Annotated in this window: 16 protein-coding genes; 13 read left to right on the top strand and 3 right to left on the bottom strand. The window is 61.1% G+C overall.

Going from position 1 to position 19,576, the window contains the following annotated elements; translation table 11 throughout:
- Positions 1-271: 271 nt before the first annotated feature.
- Positions 272-739 (bottom strand): YaiI/YqxD family protein, encoded by a 468-nt coding sequence (locus AB4Y36_RS33455; RefSeq protein WP_069264168.1) that lies wholly within the window; start codon positions 737-739, stop codon positions 272-274.
- A gap of 197 nt (positions 740-936) precedes the next feature.
- On the opposite strand from AB4Y36_RS33455, the gene arcD reads away from it, so the two are divergent.
- Positions 937-2,400 carry an arginine-ornithine antiporter gene (arcD, locus tag AB4Y36_RS33450; protein WP_069263813.1) on the top strand — a complete coding sequence of 488 codons (1,464 nt, stop codon included), beginning with the start codon at positions 937-939 and terminating at the stop codon, positions 2,398-2,400.
- Positions 2,401-2,428: 28 nt separating this feature from the next.
- Here the strand turns inward: arcD and AB4Y36_RS33445 are convergent, their stop codons facing one another.
- Positions 2,429-3,019: a dimethylsulfoniopropionate lyase gene (locus tag AB4Y36_RS33445; protein WP_069263815.1), complete on the bottom strand. Its 591-nt coding sequence runs from the start codon at positions 3,017-3,019 to the stop codon at positions 2,429-2,431.
- A gap of 37 nt (positions 3,020-3,056) precedes the next feature.
- Entirely contained in the window at positions 3,057-3,983 is a 927-nt protein-coding gene (locus AB4Y36_RS33440) for a LysR substrate-binding domain-containing protein (RefSeq protein WP_368685281.1), read from the bottom strand.
- Positions 3,984-4,252: 269 nt separating this feature from the next.
- On the opposite strand from AB4Y36_RS33440, the gene AB4Y36_RS33435 reads away from it, so the two are divergent.
- From AB4Y36_RS33435 to AB4Y36_RS33380, 12 genes are all read left to right on the top strand, one after another.
- A complete protein-coding gene (locus AB4Y36_RS33435; protein WP_069263819.1) occupies positions 4,253-5,512 on the top strand; it encodes an SRPBCC family protein in 1,260 nt (419 codons plus the stop codon).
- 7 nt (positions 5,513-5,519) lie between these two features.
- Positions 5,520-6,665 (top strand): 2Fe-2S iron-sulfur cluster-binding protein, encoded by a 1,146-nt coding sequence (locus AB4Y36_RS33430; protein ID WP_368685280.1) that lies wholly within the window; start codon positions 5,520-5,522, stop codon positions 6,663-6,665.
- Between the two features lie 589 nt (positions 6,666-7,254).
- Complete coding sequence (locus AB4Y36_RS33425; protein WP_368685279.1) at positions 7,255-8,544, top strand: glycine betaine/L-proline ABC transporter ATP-binding protein; 1,290 nt, start codon at positions 7,255-7,257, stop codon at positions 8,542-8,544.
- On the top strand, positions 8,541-9,422 hold the full coding sequence (locus tag AB4Y36_RS33420; protein WP_069263825.1) for a proline/glycine betaine ABC transporter permease: 882 nt from the start codon (positions 8,541-8,543) through the stop codon (positions 9,420-9,422). Before AB4Y36_RS33425 ends, AB4Y36_RS33420 begins: the two co-directional genes overlap by 4 nt.
- 80 nt (positions 9,423-9,502) lie before the next feature.
- Positions 9,503-10,384 (top strand): glycine betaine ABC transporter substrate-binding protein, encoded by an 882-nt coding sequence (locus tag AB4Y36_RS33415; RefSeq protein ID WP_368685278.1) that lies wholly within the window; start codon positions 9,503-9,505, stop codon positions 10,382-10,384.
- Between the two features lie 101 nt (positions 10,385-10,485).
- Complete coding sequence (gene glyA, locus AB4Y36_RS33410; protein ID WP_069263829.1) at positions 10,486-11,781, top strand: serine hydroxymethyltransferase; 1,296 nt, start codon at positions 10,486-10,488, stop codon at positions 11,779-11,781.
- 74 nt (positions 11,782-11,855) lie between these two features.
- On the top strand, positions 11,856-12,743 hold the full coding sequence (locus tag AB4Y36_RS33405) for a dihydrodipicolinate synthase family protein (RefSeq protein WP_069263831.1): 888 nt from the start codon (positions 11,856-11,858) through the stop codon (positions 12,741-12,743).
- A gap of 9 nt (positions 12,744-12,752) precedes the next feature.
- Positions 12,753-14,084, top strand: a complete 1,332-nt coding sequence (locus AB4Y36_RS33400; RefSeq protein WP_368685277.1) for an NAD(P)/FAD-dependent oxidoreductase — start codon at positions 12,753-12,755, stop codon at positions 14,082-14,084.
- A gap of 17 nt (positions 14,085-14,101) precedes the next feature.
- On the top strand, positions 14,102-15,595 hold the full coding sequence (locus tag AB4Y36_RS33395) for an aldehyde dehydrogenase (protein WP_368685276.1): 1,494 nt from the start codon (positions 14,102-14,104) through the stop codon (positions 15,593-15,595).
- A gap of 389 nt (positions 15,596-15,984) precedes the next feature.
- Positions 15,985-16,986: a LysR substrate-binding domain-containing protein gene (locus AB4Y36_RS33390; protein WP_368685275.1), complete on the top strand. Its 1,002-nt coding sequence runs from the start codon at positions 15,985-15,987 to the stop codon at positions 16,984-16,986.
- A gap of 76 nt (positions 16,987-17,062) precedes the next feature.
- Positions 17,063-18,178, top strand: coding sequence for a GlxA family transcriptional regulator (locus AB4Y36_RS33385; protein ID WP_083245201.1), 1,116 nt, complete (start codon positions 17,063-17,065; stop codon positions 18,176-18,178).
- Between the two features lie 236 nt (positions 18,179-18,414).
- A complete protein-coding gene (locus AB4Y36_RS33380; RefSeq protein WP_368685274.1) occupies positions 18,415-19,566 on the top strand; it encodes a porin in 1,152 nt (383 codons plus the stop codon).
- Positions 19,567-19,576 lie beyond the last annotated feature (10 nt).

Raw genomic sequence — 19,576 nt, 5'->3', positions numbered from 1 at the left:
GACGAACTATCGTGTCTGCCCAATACGCATCGAGCCTGGCAGGGGCGATCCGCGGCAAAGTCCGGCTAGGCTGGGGCGGGCGGGGGATCGGCTTGTTTCGGGAGGCAGCGGGGTTCGCGGTCGCGCCGCCTCATTTTTGGCGTCAAATCACCTGACAAAAACCCTGCGCTTTGCAGGGGTTAGCGGCGCGCAGGAAATATTTCGGCTCTAATCGCGCGCGATTCGCGTGTGCGGGACCACGACGATCCCAAACGTCTCGCGCCTTCTGCGCTCACTCAGTCTTGCGCGGCGGCGGGCTATGCCGCGCGAGAAATCGATCGAGCTGGCCGGCGAACGCCTTGCTGTCACGCGCGCTGAACGGCGCCGGACCGCCCGTTTCGATGCCTGCATTGCGCAGTTGATCCATCACGTCGCGCATCGTCAGCCGTTCCTGAATGTTTTCGCGCGTAAACCAGTTGCCGCGCGGATCGAGCGCTTGCGCGTTCTTTTCGAGCACCGCTGCGGCAAGCGGTATGTCGGCGGTAATCACGAGGTCGCCCGCCTCGACCAGTTCGACGATACGGGCGTCAGCCGCGTCGAAACCCGCCGGCACCTGAATCGACTTGATAAAGGGCGACGGCGGTGTGCGCAGATATTGGTTTGCCACCAGCGTCACCAGGACTTCGGCACGCCGCGCGGCCCGAAACAACATGTCCTTGATGACGGCGGGGCAGGCGTCAGCGTCGACCAGCACTTGCATGTAGGGAATCCCGGCACAGTAAAGCGCGATCATATCGCAATGCCGGCGATGCGCCGTGCATTGCCCGACGTTTCCTGTCGTTTCCTGTCGCATTCCGAATGCACCGCGTTTTCCTTGCATTTGCCTGCATACCTGCCAACATTGATTTCGCAATGGAGCCGGATACGCCGACCTGACACTGCGAAGACGGAGCGGATATGAGCGACGCCACCCACGGGTTCGATGCCGCTGGGGAACACAGGGAGACAAACGGGCTGCGACTGGGTGCGCTCGTTGCCCTCGTCGTGGGCTCGATGATCGGCGGCGGCATCTTTTCGTTGCCGCAGAATATGGCCGCTTCCGCGGGTGTGGGCGCCGTACTGATTGGCTGGGTCATTACGGCCTTCGGCATGCTGGCCCTCGCGCTCGTATTTCAGACACTCGCCAACCGCAAGCCGAATCTCGATGGCGGCGTCTACGCATACGCCAAGGCCGGATTCGGCAATTACATGGGCTTCGCCTCGGCCTGGGGCTACTGGATCAGCGCGTGGCTCGGCAACGTCGGGTACTACGTGCTGTTATTCAGTACGCTCGGGTATTTCTTCCCTGTATTCGGCGAAGGCAATACGTTACCCGCAATCGCCTGCTCCTCGGTGCTGCTGTGGAGCGTGCATTTTCTGGTGCTGCGGGGCATCAAGGAAGCGAGTTTCATCAATCAGTTCACGACGATTGCGAAGATCGTTCCACTCGTCCTGTTCATTCTGATCTGCCTCCTCGCGTTTCGGCTGGATGTCTTCTCGGCAGATATCTGGGCGCGCTCGAATCCGGCGCTGGGCGGTGTGCTGGATCAGGTCCGAAACATGATGCTCGTCACGGTCTGGGTGTTCGTCGGCATCGAGGGGGCGACCGTTTTCTCGGCACGTGCCGCGGATCGCAAGAGCGTCGGCAAGGCAACGGTGATCGGATTTTTCGTCGTGCTTCTCGTGCTGGTGCTCGTCAATGTGCTGGCGCTCGGCATCATGACGCAGCGTCAACTCGCGGGGCTGAAGAATCCCTCGATGGCAGGCGTGCTTGAACACGTTATCGGACATTGGGGCGTGGTGCTGGTGAGCGTGGGGCTTGCCATTTCGTTGGCCGGCGCGCTGCTTTCGTGGGTCATGCTGTGTGCGGAGATTCTGTTCTCGGCCGCGCGCGACCGCACGATGCCCGCGTTCCTGCGCAAGGAAAACGCGAGACAGGTGCCGGCCAACGCGTTATGGCTGACCAACGGCATGGTGCAGCTGTTTCTGCTCATCACGCTGGTGTCGAAGGGCACGTATCTCTCGCTCATCTATCTCGCCACCTCGATGATTCTCGTGCCTTACTTCTGGTCGGCGACGTACGCGCTGCTGCTTGCCATTCGCGGCGAGACTTACGAGTTGTCGCAACCGGAACGCCGCAGGGATTTGGTGATTGCTGCGGTTTCCGTGCTCTACGCTGTCTGGCTGCTTTATGCGGGCGGCGTGAAATACCTTCTCCTTTCGTCGCTGCTTTATGCGCCGAGCGTCGTCTTGTTCGCCAAGGCGCGGCGCGAGGCCGGGGAAAACGTGTTTACGCATCTGGAGAAGTTCGTATTCGCGGCCGTGCTCGTTGCCGCGATCGTGGCAGGCTACGGCTTGTATCGCGGGCTGCTGAACCTTTGATTGGGCCGCCGATAGTCGAAAGGGACGCTTATACCAGCAGACACCATAGCGCGAGGAGCGGAGTGGCGCCCGAGCGCATGGCGTGCAGGCTGTTGGGCGGATTGCGGAGGCCACCGCCGATGCCTGGATCGAACCAGTCGCCGTCACGCTGGCGAAATTCCCCGGCACTGAGGAGCACATAGGCTTCCTCAGGGGGATGTCGATGATCGGGGTATCGCGTGTTCGGCGCGAGCAGCGAAAACCCTAGCTGCACGTCGTATCGGCTTTCCATGCCGCCGGGACCGCAAATCATGCCGTTCACGTGCTTCTCGACATAGTCCTTGCTTCCGTTCGATCCGGACGTTCGCCGCTGCCAGCCGATAGCGGGTTCGAGCGTTTTGATGGCGCGGGCCGTATCGCCGAGACTGCTTGTTTCGTCAAGCAACGGCCTCAGTGCCGAATCGAGGAGGTCGCAGGCGGGATAGCGTGCGAGGTTGCGCTTGCCGTCGTCCGATGGCTGTTCGAGTCGCTCGAATACTTTCATGGCCATCTGGCGGCCAGCCTCCGGCAGCGCTGGCGCCTGAAACAGCGCTCGGGCTACGCGAATGAAATGCTCGAGGTTCTCATGTCGTTGATACATGGGGGCTCCGGTAATTGTGTTGATAGGACTCCTGCAGTCAGCGCCGCGCCGGATCCCCTCGCAGCCACTCGATAAGCTGCGTGATGACGGGGGTAATGGCCCGGCCGTGAGGCACCACGACGAAATAAGCGTCGGTGGGGCGGACAGTTGCGAGGCAGATGCGAACCAGGTCGCCTGTTTGCAGCAGGTCATCGACCAGTCTGTTCCACCCGAGTGCTATTCCCTGTCCGTATCGCACGGCTTGAATGGCGTCGGTGTAGAGGCTGCACCGTAGCACCTTGTTCAGGCGCGCGGGCCGGTACCCGACAGCGCGAAACCATTCGTTCCAGCCCATCCATCCTTCGGACGTGGCATCCGACTCCACGAGCGCCATCTTCGCGAGGTCGTCGAGCGAGCGCGGCGTGCCGTATTCCTCGAGGGACTCCCGCGAGCAGACGGGAAAGACTTCAACGTCGAACAGCAAGGTCGAAGTTCCGTCCGGCCAGTTGCCGTCCCCATAGCGCACGGCGACATCCACTTCCACATGCCGAAGGTCCGCCGTAAACATGTCGGTCGACAAACGCAGCTGCAAGGGCGGATCGAGCTTCTTCAGCTTCGCGAGCCGCGGCAAGAGCCGGAACTGCGAAAACGCAGCCGTCGAAGCCAGCACCAGTTCTCGTTGCTCGGTTCCGGTCACCAGTCGATCGAAGACGCCGGCGATCTTCTGCATGGACTCCGCGACCACCAGGTAAAGCGCTTCGCCTTCACTCGTCAGATCAATCGACCGGTGCAGGCGGTGAAAGAGTTGCACGCCGAGCGTTTCTTCGAGGAACCGCACCTGTCGGCTCACGGCGGACTGCGTGACACCCAGTTCGCTTGCCGCATAGGTGAAACTCCCAAGGCGTGCCACGGCCTCGAACTCGACAAGGGCGGTCAGCGAGGGAACGATCCGACGATAGCCTTTCGTTGCTTTGGTGGTTTTCATCCGCTTTCCAATCTGTCGACGGGTAAGGCGAGTGGGGGTTGTTGCCTGCATTGACGGCCATCTCTTCCGGGGAAGCCCTGATCTGGAATTCCCTGCTAGTCGACCCGGGAGGCCCATTTCGTGCGCCGCATTTCGGGCGCATTTTCGCATGATTTAAACGAATGTGAAGCAGCTTATAAAGCGCGTTGACGGTGCGTTTTGAAGGTCCAATACTTCACGCCATATCAGTGTCCCGAACGCTACGCAACGTTCTCATCCAGAGGCTCACCATGTCTGAGGTTCAAATTCAAACGCACCGCGAACTCGTCGATAGCCGCAAGAAAGGACACGGCATGCCCGGTGAATTGTTCGGGCGTCAGGACGTCTTCGAAACGGATGTCGAAGTGTTTTTTCACAAGCTCTGGATTCTCGTTGGTGTGACGGCCGACGTGCCGGAACCGGGCGATGTCCACACGGTGGATATCGGCCGTGCATCGATCATCATCGTGCGCGACGACGACGAGAACGTGCGGGCGTATCGCAACGTTTGCCGTCATCGTGGCTCGCGAATCATGAAGAAGGCGGGCAAGGCAAGCGTCGGGATGCTCGTGTGTCCGTACCATCAGTGGACGTACGACCTGGACGGCAGCCTTAAGCATTCGACGCATATGGGCAAGGACTTCGACGCAAGCTGCCACAGCCTGATTCCGGTCCATGTGAAGACGGTGGGCGCGCATATTTTCGTGTGCCTCGCCGACGAACCGCCCGCGGACTTCGAGAAGCTCGAGGCCGTGATGGCGCCGCGCTTCGCGCCGTACGACCTGGCCCGTACGAAGATCGCCTATGAAATGGAGATCGTCGAGAACGGCAACTGGAAGCTCGTGATGGAAAACAACCGCGAGTGCTACCACTGCGCGGGTACGCATCCGGAGCTGACGAATTCGTTTCTCGCGGAAGACTTCGGCTTTTGTCCGGACGGCCAGAGCGAAGAGTCGCTGCAGGCCTACGACGATTACCTGAAGCGCAACGCGGCATGCCAGGAGAACTGGGAAAAAGACGGTTATGTCTGCGGCACGGTTGAAGCGCTCGACGAAAGCGTGGATACCAACTTCCGCACTCAGCGCCTCGTCATCTCGGGTGCAAACGAATCGCAGACGCTGGACACGAAAGTGGCCTGCACGAAGCTGCTGGGCGGAGTCGGTCGGCGCGACCTCGGCGACGTCCACATGTGGGGCCACCATTCGTGGACTCACGTGATGAGCGACCATGCCGTGATCGCCTATAGCCTGCCCCTCGCGCCGGACAAGACGCTCGTGCGCACGCTCTGGCTGGTCCATGCAGATGCGGTGGAAGGCGTGGACTACGACCTGAAGCGGCTCACGGAAGTGTGGGTCGCAACCACGACGCAGGACGCGGAGCTCGTCGGCAACACGCATGCGGGAACGCAGGATCCGGCCTATATTCCCGGTCCTTTCTCGAACTTTACTGAGGCAGCGCTCGACCAGTTTTCGCGCTGGTACGACGCGAAGCTGAAGGCGCACGGAGTTTGAGGTCGCCATGAACGTAGCCGCGGATTCATGTTTCATCGGGCAGGGTCAGGACATGCTTGATCGCTTTTGCAGTGCGAGCACGTGGGAACGCGCTGATGCACAGTGGCCGAGTCACGAGCAGCGCACGCTGACGTGCATGCGCGTGTGTGCCGAGACGCACGACGTGCGGACTTTCGTGTTCAGCACGCGGGAGGGCCATTTCAGTTTCGAGCCGGGCCAGTTTATTACTGTGTCCGCCGAAATCGACGGCAAGGAGGTCAGCCGCTGCTACACGATCTCCTCGCCGCCCACGCGTCCCTATACGCTTTCCATTACGGTCAAGCGCACGCCGGGCGGCGTCATGTCGAACTGGCTGCACGAGAACATGCGAGAGGGCGTCGAGTTGAAGGCCTTCGGGCCGTCGGGGGTGTTTACGCCGTCTTCGGGACCGGCTGCCAAGAGTCTCTATCTTTCGGCGGGATCGGGCGTGACGCCGTTGATGTCGATGACGCGCGCGGCGCTCGACCTGGGGCTGAACCGCGACATCGTGTTCATTCATAGCGCAAGAACGCCGGAAGACATCATTTTCCGCAACGAGCTTTCGAACTTGTGCGCGCTCTCGGACAAACTGCGTGTGGTTCACGTCTGCGAGGCGCTCGGGAGCGAACCGGACTGGTCGGGGCCCGTGGGGCGACTCAGCCTGGATCTGTTGATGGAGCATGTGCCGGACTACCGCGAGCGCGAAGTGTTCATCTGCGGACCGGGTGGTTATATGGACGCTTCCAGAAAGATGCTGGCGGATGGCGGCCATGACCCCGCCCACTATCATCAGGAAAGCTTCAACTTCGCGGAGACCGTGGAGTGCGCCGAAGGGCCAGTCGCCGAGGCCAGCGCCGAGCCGGCTGCGCAGGCCGGCTTTACGGTGCAACTGGCGCGCTCGGGCCGCTCGTTCACGATGGACGCCTCGCAGACCGTGCTCGTCGCCGCGCGCAAGGCCGGCGTGCCCTTGCCGTCGTCATGCAGCCAGGGCATCTGCGGGACCTGCAAGACGAAGGTGCTCGAAGGTTCCGTGGACATGAAGCACAACGGCGGCATCCGTCCGCGCGAAATCGAGAAAGGGATGCGGTTAATGTGCTGCAGCCGCCCGACTTCGAACCTGGTACTCGATTTGTAGCAGGGCGACTATGGTCTGAATGGCTTCGGCAAGCCGTTCAGCCTGAGTGGAAATGCACCGATGCCCCGTCGTGGCCCGCAATGCGTTGCGGGGCGCGCCGGGGCAATTCTTTTTTGTCGTCTGGACTTTCGCCCAATTCCCCGCCGTTTCTCCCATTTACTCGCAGTTTTCTCGCATTTTCCTGGTATTTTCCCTGACTGAATGCCCCCAGGACTTTCCCTTGTCCTATGCGGCGCGCGCCGCTTCCCGAAGATTGGCCAAACGCGGCCATTCCCACCACTCAATTGCCCGCAAAGCCCCAACCTGTATAGGATCTGCGCGCTGTTCGCCTTTTCGCTAAACGTTTCATTGCTCACCTGGCGCCTCGCACGCATTACCAAAGGTATGGGAAAGGGCCGAAAAAATGTAGCTGGAGGGGACAAATTGGATTGCTACGCTGCAATCACTGCATCAACGGCCGCGCCAGAACCGAAACCGCCGAAGTATTGGATTCGAAGCCGGGATGCCAGCTGAATCGCCACGCTAGCACTTCAGGTCGTACCGGAGTTCGCCAGCGTCAATTCTTTGAACCAGCCAGCTGGAATGACAAATGGCCCCTCATCTGACGTTCGCACCGGGCGACACATTGCCGCCAGGCGCAATCAACACAGCGGGTACGCCTTCGGTGGCCCGGCCCATTGCCATATCAGGAACCGACATCCTGACGGTCAAGAACCTGTCGAAGATCTTCGGCCCGAAGCCCGAGGTTGCTGCGCAACTGGTCAAGCAGGGCCTGGGACGCGATGAGGTCTTCAAGCGCACCGGCAACATGGTGGCGGTCAACGACGTCAGCCTCAACGTGAAGGCCGGCGAGATCTTCGTCATCATGGGACTCTCCGGTTCCGGAAAGTCGACGCTCGTGCGTCTGCTCAATCGCCTGATCGAGCCGACGTCCGGCCAGGTCGTTCTCGAAGGCCGCGACATTGCGCCGATGTCCACGCCCGAACTGCGTGAAGTGCGCCGCAAGAAGATGGCGATGGTGTTCCAGTCGTTTGCGCTGCTGCCGAACCGCTCGGTGCTCGACAACATCTCGTATGGCCTGGAAGTCGCGGGCATGAAGAAGTCCGAGCGCTATGAAATCGCACGCGCTGCGCTCAAGCGCGTGGGACTCGGCTCGTACGAAAAGCTGCTGCCCAGCGAACTCTCGGGCGGCATGCAGCAGCGCGTCGGTCTCGCGCGCGCCCTGGCCGTCAATCCTGCTGTGCTGCTGATGGATGAAGCCTTCTCCGCACTCGATCCGCTGATCCGCTTCGAAATGCAAAGCGAACTGCTGCGGCTCCAGAAGGAGGAGCAGCGAACCATCGTCTTCATTTCGCATGATATCGAAGAGGCCATCAAGATTGGCGGCCGTATCGGCATCATGAAAGACGGCTGTTTGATTCAGGTCGGCACGCCCGCCGAACTGATCCAGTCTCCTGCGGACGACTACGTACGGGACTTCTTCCGTCACGTCGACGTTTCGCGTTTCCTCAAGGCCGAGAGCCTGATGACCCGCGTCGAGCGCGGACTGATTTCCGGCGACGTCGGCGCGCCCGCTGAACGTTACCTCAATCAACTGATCGATAGCGGTGCCGAGTGCGGTTACGTGTGCGATCAAGCCGGCCGCTACCAGGGCTGCGTCACGCCCGCTTCGCTGCACAGGGCGGGTGCCCAACCCCTGCGCGAAGCGTTGCTCAAGGACTTGAGCACGGTCTCGCTGGACACCGACCTGCACGAACTCTCCGCGATCGCACTGAGCCAGCAACACGACGTGCCGGTGACGGACGCGGCAGGCAAGCTCGCGGGAGTCGTGTCGTGCCGAACGATACTCAAACAGGTTATGGAGCGGAGGGCAGCATGAATTCGTCAGTCATCGGCAAGTTCGCAGAGAACGCCGTCAATTTTCTGTTCAATCACTTCCAGGGCGGATTCAACGCGTTTTCCGCGGCGTTGGGCGCAGTCGTCAAGCTGCTCGAAGACGGCCTTGGGGCGATTCCCTTCGTCGCGATGCTCGTCTTTCTCGTGGCGTTCGCGTTGTGGCGCCGTGGGATCGCCTTCGCCGTGTTCGTCGGCATCGCGCTGCTGCTCATTCACTACATGGGGCTGTGGCCGCAAACGGTCGCTACGCTGGCCCTTGTCGTTGCCGCGACGGTTTTCAGCCTCATCGTCGGCGTGCCGCTCGGCATCTGGGGCGCGCGCAACAAGCGGGTGGAACTGATTCTGCGCTCGCTGCTCGATTTCATGCAGACCATGCCGGCGTTCGTCTATCTGATTCCCGCCGTGATCCTGTTTGGCCTCGGCCGCGTGCCTGCCGTGATCGCCACCGTCGTGTTCGCCATGCCCCCTGTGGTGCGCCTCACGACGCTCGGCATCCGCCAGGTTCGCGAGGAATTGCTGGAAGCAGGCCGCTCGTTCGGCAGCACCGACGCGCAATTGCTCTGGAAAATCCAGCTACCGAATGCATTGCCGTCCATCATGGCCGGCGTGAACCAGACCATCATGATGTCGCTTTCGATGGTCGTGATCGCCTCGATGATCGGCGCAGGCGGCCTCGGCGAATATGTGTTGAGCGGCATCCAGCGGCTTGACATCGGCATCGGCTTCGAAGGTGGCCTCGGCGTCGTGCTGCTGGCCATCGTGCTGGACCGCCTGACGGAGACGTTCGGCGTGAAATCGAAGAAGAGGAGACCCGTCGCGAAGGTGGGCAAAGCTGGCACCACCGAAGCGGCGCATAGCTGACTAGCCGGATGCCTGGCTGACATCATAGGCAGGTCATCCGTGACGAATCGGTAATTTCAATATAAATCCGGAGTACTAACATGATTAGCGATACTTTCAAATCACTCGTGACGAAGCTGGCGCTATCGACGGTCGTCGCCATGAGTGTCGGTGTCGGGTCTGCCGTGGCGGCGGAGCCGATCAAGCTGGCGATCACCGACTGGGCCGACGTGCTCGCCACGGCCAACGTCGCCAAGTACGTGCTCGAAACGAAACTGAATCAGCCGGTCAAGTTCGTCAATGCGGACATCGGCATTCAGTTCCAGGGCGTGGCGCGCGGCGACCTCGACATCATGGTGGGCGGCTGGCTGCCGGTGACGCACGCCGTATACTACGCGAAGTACAAGAACGATATGGACGATGTCGGCGTGATCTACACGGGCGGCCGCAACGGCTGGGCCGTGCCCGCCTATGTGCCGGAGTCCGAAGTGTCGTCGATTTCGGACCTGAACAAGCCGGACGTCAAGAGCAAGCTCGACGGCACGATCCAGGGCATTGGTCCGGGCTCGGGCCTCATGCAGGCCTCCCAGAAGTCGGTTCAGGCCTACGACCTGAATGGCTACAACCTGCAGTCGTCGAGCGAAGCCGGGATGCTCGCTGCCGTGTCGCGTGCGTATCAAACGAAGCAGTGGGTCGTGGCCACGGTCTGGAGCCCGCACTGGCTCTGGCAGAAATGGCAGATGCGCTACCTGAAGGACCCCAAGGGCACGCTGGGCGGCGAAGAACAGGTCCACGCGTTCGCATCCAAACAGTTCGCCACCAGGTTTCCCCGCGCCGACGTGTTCTTCAAGCATTTCAAGCTGACGCTGGCTGACGTCGAAGCCATCGAACTCGAAGGCAACGCGACGAACGACTACGCGAGCGCCGCGAAGAAGTTCGTCGATGCGCACCCGGACAAGGTGAATGCCTGGCTGCAGCAGTAACCAGAAGGTCTGCATTTACCGGGGCAGGAAGGGCCCGCTGCCCCAGCGATTTTCATGTTCTCCCAGGGCCTGCTTGACACGATTACTTCCTGGAGTGACCTGTGAGCGAATACTCGTGCTTCTTTTCTGAAACGCTCCAGAGCCGTGACCCGGTCATCGCATCGGAGATCGCGCTCGAATTGCGCCGGCAACAAACGCAGATCGAATTGATCGCTTCCGAGAACATTGTTTCGGCGGCGGTGATGGAAGCGCAAGGGACGGTGCTGACCAACAAGTATGCCGAGGGCTATCCGTCGAAGCGCTATTACGGCGGCTGCGAGCATGTGGACCGCATCGAGGCGCTCGCGATCGACCGCGTGAAGGCCCTGTTCGACGCCGAATATGCCAACGTGCAGCCGCATTCCGGCGCGCAGGCAAACGGCGCAGTCATGCTCGCGCTGGTCAAGCCGGGCGACACGGTGATGGGCATGTCGCTGGACGCCGGCGGCCACCTCACGCATGGCGCGCGGCCAGCGCTTTCCGGCAAGTGGTTCAATGCCGTGCAGTATGGCGTGAGCCCGCAGACTTGTCGCATCGACTACGACGCCGTGCGGCGGCTCGCGCAGGAGCACCGGCCAAAGCTCATTATCGCGGGCTATTCGGCCTATCCGCGCGCGCTCGACTTTGCGGCTTTCCGTGAAATCGCGGATAGCGTCGGGGCCCTGCTGATGGTCGATATGGCGCATATCGCCGGCATCGTCGCGGCCGGCCGCCATGCAAATCCGATCAAGTACGCGGACGTCGTGACGTCGACCACGCACAAAACGCTGCGCGGCCCGCGTGGCGGCTTCATCCTGACCAACAACGGCGACCTCGCCAGGAAGATCAATTCCGCCGTGTTCCCCGGCTTGCAGGGCGGTCCGCTCATGCATGTCATCGCGGGCAAGGCGGTGGCGTTCGGCGAAGCGTTGCGTCCTGAGTTCGCGGGCTATATCGACCGCGTGCTGCGCAATGCCGAGGCGCTCGGCAACGTGCTGCAATCGGGCGGGCTCTCGCTCGTCACGGGCGGCACCGATAACCATCTGCTGCTCGTCGATCTTCGTTCCAAACGCATTACGGGCACGCAGGCTGAAAAAGCCCTCGAGCGCGCGGGCATCACTTGCAACAAGAACGGCATTCCGTTTGATACGGAAAACCCGACAGTGACTTCCGGCATCCGGCTTGGCACGCCGGCCGGTACGACGCGCGGATTCGGCACGGCTCAATTCGAGCAGATTGGCGAAATGATTCTCGAAGTGCTGGCGGGCGTCGAGCGCGAGCCGGGCGGCGACGACCACGTCGAGCGCGCCGTGCGCAGCCGCGTACGGGATCTGTGCAACCAGTATCCGATTTATTCGCACGCCGACGCGCTGGCATAAGCCCAGGCACTCAGCGCGCAAATGCAGTGAAGACCCGTTTATCTGTTTGAAGACTACTGAACAAAGGAATCGAAATGAGCTTCGAGGGCGTACATACTCCGCTGGTCACACCGTTCAAGGAAGACGGTGAAATCGACCATGCCTTGCTCGGCAAGCACGCAGCGAATCTCGCGGGCCGCGTATCGGGACTCGGGATCGGCGGCACCACGGGCGAATACTACGCGTTGAGCTTCGAGGAACGCGTCAAGACCTTCAACACCGTTGCCGAGGCGGCGGGTGGAAAAACCTATCTGACCGCGGGCATCAACGCGACCACGACGAAGGAAGTGATTCGACTGGGTCTCGAAGCGAAGCGTGCAGGTCTGTCGTCGCTGCTGGTGGCCGCGCCGTACTACGCGCAGCCCACGCAGGAAGAACTGCTCAGCCACATGCTGAAGGTCGACGACGCGCTCGACATGCCGATCATGCTGTACAACTTTCCGGCCCGCACGGGCACGGAGATCAGCGATGGCGTGCTGGCAACGCTGCTCGAGCGCCCGAACTTTATCGCCATGAAGGAGAGCACCGGCGATATTTCGCATCTGCATCATCTCGTCACGCACTTCAAGGACCGGCTGGTGCTCAGCTGCGGCATGGACGACCAGGCCCTCGAATTTTTCGCGTGGGGCGCGAAGAGCTGGGTAGGCGGCGCCTCCAACTTCCTGCCGGAAGCACACACGGCGCTGTTCGATGCTTGCGTCAAGCAGAACGATTTCGTTCTGGGCCGCAAACTGATGACGCAATTGCTGCCGGTGCTCGAACTGCTCGAGCGCAGCGGCAAATTCATCCAGTACGTGCGCTACGGTTGCGAACTGGTGGGGCTGCCGGTTGGTGTGGCGCGTGCACCGCTCGGCTCGCTCACGCAAGAGGAGCGCAGCGCGTTTGCGCAGCTTGTGCAACCGCTTATTCGCAACGCCCAGTAATAACCGAAAATGGTCTCGAACCTGGAATTCGCGCGGTTTCCTGCGCCAGATGGCGTCAACGGCTGGTGGGAGAGTCTCCCGCCGGCGGGGCCTGCCAGAAGCGTGTCGTCGGAGCATCGATACGATTGGGTCGTTGTGGGCGGCGGCATCACCGGGCTTTGCGCGGCTCGCCGGCTTGCCGAACTGGCGCCCGATGCATCGATCGCGCTAGTCGAGGCCGATCGCATTGGGCGCACGACGGCCGGCCGCAATTCCGGATTCTTCGTCGATTTGCCGCACGACATCAGCAGTGAAAGCTATTCGCGCAGCGTGGCAGAGGACAAGGCCGACGTGCGGTTCCAGCGGCACGGCATCGCCTACGTGCGCTCGATCGTACGGCAACACAATATCGATTGCGATTGGCGCGACGAGGGGAAATTCCACGCCTCGGTCAACAAGAAGGGGCTCGACGCGCTTTTGCACTTTGCGCGGGGTCTGACGCGCATCGACGAAGCTTTTGAATGGCTCGATCAGGCAGCCATCCGCAAGGTAACGGGCACGGACTTCTATCAGGGGGCGCTATTTACGCCGGGCTGCAGCACGGTGCAGCCTGCGGCGCTCATGCGCGGCCTCGCGGCCACGCAGCCGGAGAACGTCACGGTATTCGAGCTGAGCGCAGTCACCGAAATCGAGCATCGCGGCAACGAGAAAGTCCTGCATTTCGCCAAGGGAAAGATCGTCGCCAAACAGGTGATTCTCTGCACGAACGCTTATGCTGCGACGTTCGGCATCCACCCCAATGGCTTGCTGCCCGTCTACACCTTTGCATCGATGACGCGCGTCATGAATGCGGGCGAGGTCGAGAAGCTGGGCGGAACGCGGTCGTGGGCGCTGATCCCGGCTGACCCCATGGGCACGACCGTGCGCCGTCTTGCCACGGACCGTATTTGCGTGCGTAACCATTTTGCGTTCAGGCCGGGACTGCAGGTGTCCGAAGCCGATCTCGCGAAGGCGAAAACGCTGCATCAGCGCTCGTTCGACCGCCGATTCCCCATGCTCGAGGGCGTCGAGCTCGAGTACACGTGGGGCGGTCCACTGTGTCTCTCCGCGAACAACGGCGCGCTGTTCGGCCGCCGCGACGATGGCATTCTCGAAGCGGTGGGCTGCAACGGGCTCGGGCTGAGCCGAGGATCGTCGTCGGGCAAGCTGATTGCCGAATACGCGCTTGGCCAAAGCAGCGAGCTTGTCCATCAGCTTCTGAATCAACCCCACCCGCGTTCGCTGCCGGTTCGGCCCATCGTGGACATGGCCGTGTCGGCGACGATCTGGGCAAAGGAAATGTCGGCGGGCGCCGAGCTTTAATCAACCAAGGACACGAGATGACGACGCATCAGGAATGGAAGCAGAAAGCCGCGGAGCTGGCACTCGACGGCCGGGCACTCATCGCCGGAGAGCGGTGTGATTCGGCAGCGGGAGAATCCTTCGCTACGCTCAATCCGGCATCGGGCAAGGTGCTTGCGGAAGTGGCGAAATGCGGTGAAAAGGATGTGGATCACGCGGTCGCCGCTGCCCGCAATGCATTCGAAACTGGCGTATGGTCAAGGGCCGCGCCGGCCCATCGCAAGGCGGTGCTGCTTCGCCTCGCGCAACTGATCGACGAGCATGTGGACGAGCTGGCGCTTCTCGAAGCGCTGGAGGCGGGCAAGCCGATCAGCGAATGCCTCGCGCTGGATATTCCCGAGTCGGCAGCCTGCATTCGTTGGCATGCCGAAGTGACTGACAAGCGTTACGACGCGCTCTCGCCTTCGGGCGCGGATGTCGTTAGCATGATCACGCGTGAGCCGATTGGCGTGGTGGGCGCGGTCCTGCCCTGGAATTTCCCCGCGCTGATGCTGGCCTGGAAGATCGGTCCCGCTTTGTCGGTTGGCAATAGCGTGGTCGTGAAGCCTGCGGAGCAAACGTCGCTCTCGACTCTGCGCATCGCGGATCTCGCGCTCGAGGCCGGCGTGCCCGCGGGCGTGTTCAGCGTCGTCACGGGTTTCGGCGATAGCGCGGGGCAGGCGCTGGGCCGCCATCCCGATGTCGACCTCGTCGCGTTCACGGGCTCGACCGCGACCGGAAAGCGCTTTTTGCACTATTCCGCGGATACCAACCTCAAGCGTGTGGTGCTCGAATGCGGCGGCAAGAATCCGCAGGTGATTCTTCCCGATGTCGCGAATCTCGATGCGGTCGCCGAACAGGCCGTCGCCGCCGCGTTCTGGAATATGGGAGAGAACTGCAGCGCCGGTTCGCGCATTCTCGTTCCATCGAGCAATCGGGCGGAACTGATCGAGAAAGTTCAGGCTGTTCTCGCGCGCTGGAGGACGGGTGACCCGCTCGACCCGGACACCAAGCTCGGCGCGCTGATCGAGCAAAAGCACTACGAGAAGGTGCTGACGCACATCGAGAAAGCGAAGGAGCAGGGCGCACGCGTGGTTTGCGGCGGACGTGCCGTGCTGACCGAGACCGGCGGATGGTTCGTCGAGCCGACGATCTTCGATCAGGTCACGCCGGATATGGCCATCGCGCGCGAAGAAGTGTTCGGGCCGGTCGTGTGTTTTATCGAATACGAGGACGTGGAAGACGCCATTCGCATCGCGAACGACACCTGCTATGGACTGGCGGCTTCGTTGTGGACCGACAACGTGAACAGTGCGCATAAGGTTGCGGCGCGGATCCGTGCGGGCACGGTCACGGTAAACTGCTTCGGCGAGGGGGACCTCTCGACGCCATTCGGCGGCTTCAAGCAATCGGGCTTCGGCGGCCGCGACAAGTCGGTCTACGCACACGACCAGTATTGCGAGCTGAAGACGACCTGGTTGAAGCTCGCCTGAACTGGCAGCGGTAACGCGCGCGAGCGGGCCGTCAGGCCCCGCTCGCCTTCCGTGGCGCGCTTGCGCCACAGCTGAACAGGACTTGCATGCTAATGCGCATCGGATTCGTTGGAACGGGTGCAATCACAAAGGCCGTGGTGACCGGGCTGCTGCGCTCGGGCCTGTCATTCGAGCGGATCACACTTTTCTCCGCGCGGCGAACAAACGGCTGGCGAACTGGCGGCACCACAGTAGAAGGGCGATGCTGCATCATTTATAAGACCCATATTATGGAACGCCTCACTTGCCACGGGGCAAACGGACTCGCACACTATTCTCATCCGGATCCCTTTATCGTTCGTGGCGAGCTTGAATGCGCCATGCGAGCACCCGTTTAAAGAGCGCAAGCCATGTTAAAGAAGCAGCTATTCGCAGACAGACTCCTCGCCCAGATGCCGTCGCTCCGTGCTCTCCGTTGCTTCGTGACGGCGGCGAGATACGAAAGCTTTACCCAGGCGGCGGAGGTCCTCTGCGTGACGCAGGCCGCAATCAGCAGACAAATCAAGGAGCTCGAAGACTCGCTCGATGTCGCGCTGTTCGAGCGCACCGGGAGGCATATCGCGTTGACCGACGCAGGACGCATTCTGTACAACGCGTCGTACCTCTCGATCATGAATATCGCCGAAGCGGCGGAGGCGGTGCGGCGCACGGATCGGCACGCATTGACGATTTGCGTCTCGCATACGTTTTCGGCCCTCTGGTTGTCGCAGCGCCTCCCGGCGTTTCGTGCGCGCTTTCCGGATATCCGGCTGCACGTAATGGTCACCGAGCACTTCATGGAGCTGGACGAACTCATGGAGACCGACATCATCATCACGAAGAATCCGCCGCGTGAGCCGGAGTATGAGGTCGAGCCGCTGTTTCATGATGTCGTTTATCCGGTTTGCAGCCCGACGTTTTACGACCGGTATTTTCGCGGCAAGAAACTCAAGCCGCTCGACCTGCTTTCCGAACCCACGTTGAATCTCTCGTTGCTCGGGCGCGCCCAGGTGTGCGAACACGTGGATTGGCGAGTGTGGCGCAACTGGTTCCAGCAGGGCGACGGCACGGACATGCTGGCTGAAAACCGCAACCTTGAGAGCAACGACTACCGGCTTCTCGTCGCGCAGGCGGAAGCCGGCGAAGGGACGCTGCTGGGCTGGCATCATCTGCTCCATCTTCAGGTCGAGCAGGGACGCCTGATACGGCCTGTTCCGGATGCGCTTGTCTTTAGAGACCGCTACCACTATCTGATTACGCACCGGAATGCGCGGCCTCGCACCGAGTATCTGCAGTTTCGGAACTGGCTCAGCGAAGAAGCCGGTGCGATGATGCGCGACTGGCTCGATGCCGGTGTTGCGGTCACCGGCTAATTATCACAGGCTAATCAACGGGCAACGGATTTCGACCGTATCGATTGTCTGGAATGCATTGACAGAGGCGGTCCTCATGGTTCACCACGCGATTGACAGCGAAGCCACGGCGGCGAGGCGGCTGCGTTTCGGGATCGTGCTATTGCCCAACTTCACGTTGACTGCGTTCTCCGGCTTCGTCGATTTGCTCAGGCTCGCCAGCGACGAAGGCGACATGAGCCGGCCGGTGCGGTGCGCATGGACCATCGTCGGAGAAAACCTCGTTCCGGTTCGCGCCAGTTGCGGAATCCAGATCACACCGTGGACGACCTTCGATGCGGACGAGGCGTTCGACTATGTCGTGATCGTAGGCGGGCTGCTGCATTCGGGACCGCCGGCCAGCGACGCAACGCTCTCCTTCATTCGCGCGATGGCCGAAACGCCGGCCACGCTCGTGGGACTCTGTACGGGGGCGTTCGCACTCGCCCGGGCCGGCGTGATGAACGGCTATCGAATTTGCGTGAGCTGGTTCCACTACTGGGATTTCGTCGAGCGTTTTCCGCAAGCCGATGAGCGCGACCTCGTTGCGGACCGGCTCTTCGTGATCGACAGAAGGCGCATTACGTGTTCCGGCGGCCGTGCGTCGATCGACGTGGCCGCGGCGATTCTGCTGCGCCATGTCGAGGCCACGATCGTGCGCAAGGCGCTGCGTATTCTGCTCGTGGACGACGCGCAGAAAGGCAACGCGCCGCAACCGCATCCTCCGGGCCTCGCGCCTGCCACGCATCCCAAGGTCAGGCGCGCGATTCTGCTAATGGAGCAACACGTTGGCCAGCCGCTGAGTCTGCCGGACCTGGCGCACAGGCTCGATGTTTCGGTGCGCCAGCTCGAACGCCTTTTCACGACGGAAACCGGCAAATCGCCGGGCGCGTACGCGAGGCAGATCCGCATACGCATGGCGTCATGGCTGTTGACGAGTTCGGACCGCACGGTTGCGGATATCGCGTCGTCATGCGGCTTTTCCGACGCCTCGCATCTCGGCCGTGAGTTTCGCAAGGAATTTGGCGAGTCGCCCAACGAATATCGCACGACGCGGCTGCCGAACGCTCATGAGGCGCTGCTGGGCACGCCGGAGCCGGATACCCCGTTGCCTGAGGAATATGTCGAGGCACCGGCTCGGCAACTGCAAGGTGAATCGAATAGATTGCGGTAGCAGTGCCGAGAGATCACTTAATTTAAAGTCATCCGAAAAGGAAAATAAATCACGTTGAAAGCCTGCGGCGTTGCTTCAATACTCCGCGCACCGGTTCCTCGTCGTGCCATAGATTGATGACAATGAAAGGAGACAATCACAGACAAGAATACTTAGGTAAGCTATATATTTAATCAATCAGAAAACGTACATACGATCATTCGTTCTCGAATGACAACCAGGTTTGGAGAACTTCGATGAAAGGACGCAGTGTAATCGCGGCATCGATATTGGCGGCATTTGCCGCTCCCGCGATGGCTCAAAGCTCGGTAACGCTCTATGGCGTGATCGACGAAGGCTTCGACTTCACCAACAATGCAGGCGGCAGCAAGCTGTATGAACTGCAGAGCGGCTATGTTCAAGGCAGCCGTTGGGGCATGAAGGGCGCGGAGGATCTCGGCGGTGGTCTGAAAGCCGTGTTCCAGCTTGAAAACGGCTTCAACGTCAATAACGGGAAACTCGGGCAGGGCGGCTTGATGTTTGGCCGGCAGGCCTTTGTTGGCGTGGCGAGCGACACGTATGGTACGGTCACCCTGGGGCGCCAGTACGACTCGTTGGTCGATTTTCTCGCACAGACTACGGCGAATGGAAACTGGGCCGGCTATCTCTTTTCGCACCCGTATGACAACGACAACACGGACAACACGTTTCGCGTGAACAACACGGCGAAATATACGAGCCCGTCGCTCACAGGTTTCCAGTTCGGCGGCACGTATAGCTTCAGCAACGACACGAATTTTGCCAACAACCGACAGTACAGCGTCGGCGCCCAGTACACGAACGGTTCGCTTTTGATCGCGGCGTCATATCTGCAGGCCAACAACCCATCTTCGACGGCCACTGGCGCGATCAACAACGGCGGCGACGAAAACTTCCTGGCGCAACGCCTGCGTATCTTCGGCGCGGGGATCAACTATACGATCGGTTCGGCAACGCTGGGCTTTGCATACACGAACACCGACGTCACCCAACCGGTCAGCAACGGCTATATTGGCGCGATCACGCCTCCCGCCGGATCGAATCTGTCGTCGCTGCGCTTCCAGAACTTCGAAGTGAACGGGAAATATCAGTTCACCCCGGCCTTCTTCGTGGGTGCGATGTACACCTACACGCGCGCGGATTTCAATGCGACCACCGGCAAGCTGCATCCGAACTATCAGACCATCGGTCTGATGGCGGACTACAATCTGTCGAAGCGCACGGATCTCTATCTGCAGGGTGCGTATCAGCACGTTGGCGGCGACAAGACCCAAACGGTACTCGACGTCGCTTATGTTCCGGGTGCCGCGGACGTTTCGTCTAACTCGAATCAGCTCGTGATTCGCGCTGCAATCCGTCACAAGTTCTAATCACCCGCGC

This window comes from Paraburkholderia sp. BR10936, assembly GCF_040965735.1.
In the GTDB taxonomy this organism is placed as follows: Bacteria; Pseudomonadota; Gammaproteobacteria; order Burkholderiales; family Burkholderiaceae; genus Paraburkholderia; species Paraburkholderia nodosa_A.
This window is presented reverse-complemented; position numbering and strand designations above follow the sequence as displayed.

Coding starts and splice junctions, on each gene's coding strand:
- AB4Y36_RS33415 (WP_368685278.1), top strand. CDS start 9,503: ATGATTAGCGATACTTTCAAATCACTCGTGACGAAGCTGGCGCTATCG.
- AB4Y36_RS33390 (WP_368685275.1), top strand. CDS start 15,985: ATGTTAAAGAAGCAGCTATTCGCAGACAGACTCCTCGCCCAGATGCCG.
- AB4Y36_RS33425 (WP_368685279.1), top strand. CDS start 7,255: ATGGCCCCTCATCTGACGTTCGCACCGGGCGACACATTGCCGCCAGGC.
- arcD (WP_069263813.1), top strand. CDS start 937: ATGAGCGACGCCACCCACGGGTTCGATGCCGCTGGGGAACACAGGGAG.
- AB4Y36_RS33455 (WP_069264168.1), bottom strand. CDS start 739: ATGCAAGTGCTGGTCGACGCTGACGCCTGCCCCGCCGTCATCAAGGAC.
- AB4Y36_RS33435 (WP_069263819.1), top strand. CDS start 4,253: ATGTCTGAGGTTCAAATTCAAACGCACCGCGAACTCGTCGATAGCCGC.
- AB4Y36_RS33445 (WP_069263815.1), bottom strand. CDS start 3,019: ATGTATCAACGACATGAGAACCTCGAGCATTTCATTCGCGTAGCCCGA.
- AB4Y36_RS33420 (WP_069263825.1), top strand. CDS start 8,541: ATGAATTCGTCAGTCATCGGCAAGTTCGCAGAGAACGCCGTCAATTTT.
- AB4Y36_RS33395 (WP_368685276.1), top strand. CDS start 14,102: ATGACGACGCATCAGGAATGGAAGCAGAAAGCCGCGGAGCTGGCACTC.
- AB4Y36_RS33405 (WP_069263831.1), top strand. CDS start 11,856: ATGAGCTTCGAGGGCGTACATACTCCGCTGGTCACACCGTTCAAGGAA.
- AB4Y36_RS33380 (WP_368685274.1), top strand. CDS start 18,415: ATGAAAGGACGCAGTGTAATCGCGGCATCGATATTGGCGGCATTTGCC.
- AB4Y36_RS33440 (WP_368685281.1), bottom strand. CDS start 3,983: ATGAAAACCACCAAAGCAACGAAAGGCTATCGTCGGATCGTTCCCTCG.
- AB4Y36_RS33385 (WP_083245201.1), top strand. CDS start 17,063: ATGGTTCACCACGCGATTGACAGCGAAGCCACGGCGGCGAGGCGGCTG.
- AB4Y36_RS33400 (WP_368685277.1), top strand. CDS start 12,753: ATGGTCTCGAACCTGGAATTCGCGCGGTTTCCTGCGCCAGATGGCGTC.
- AB4Y36_RS33430 (WP_368685280.1), top strand. CDS start 5,520: ATGAACGTAGCCGCGGATTCATGTTTCATCGGGCAGGGTCAGGACATG.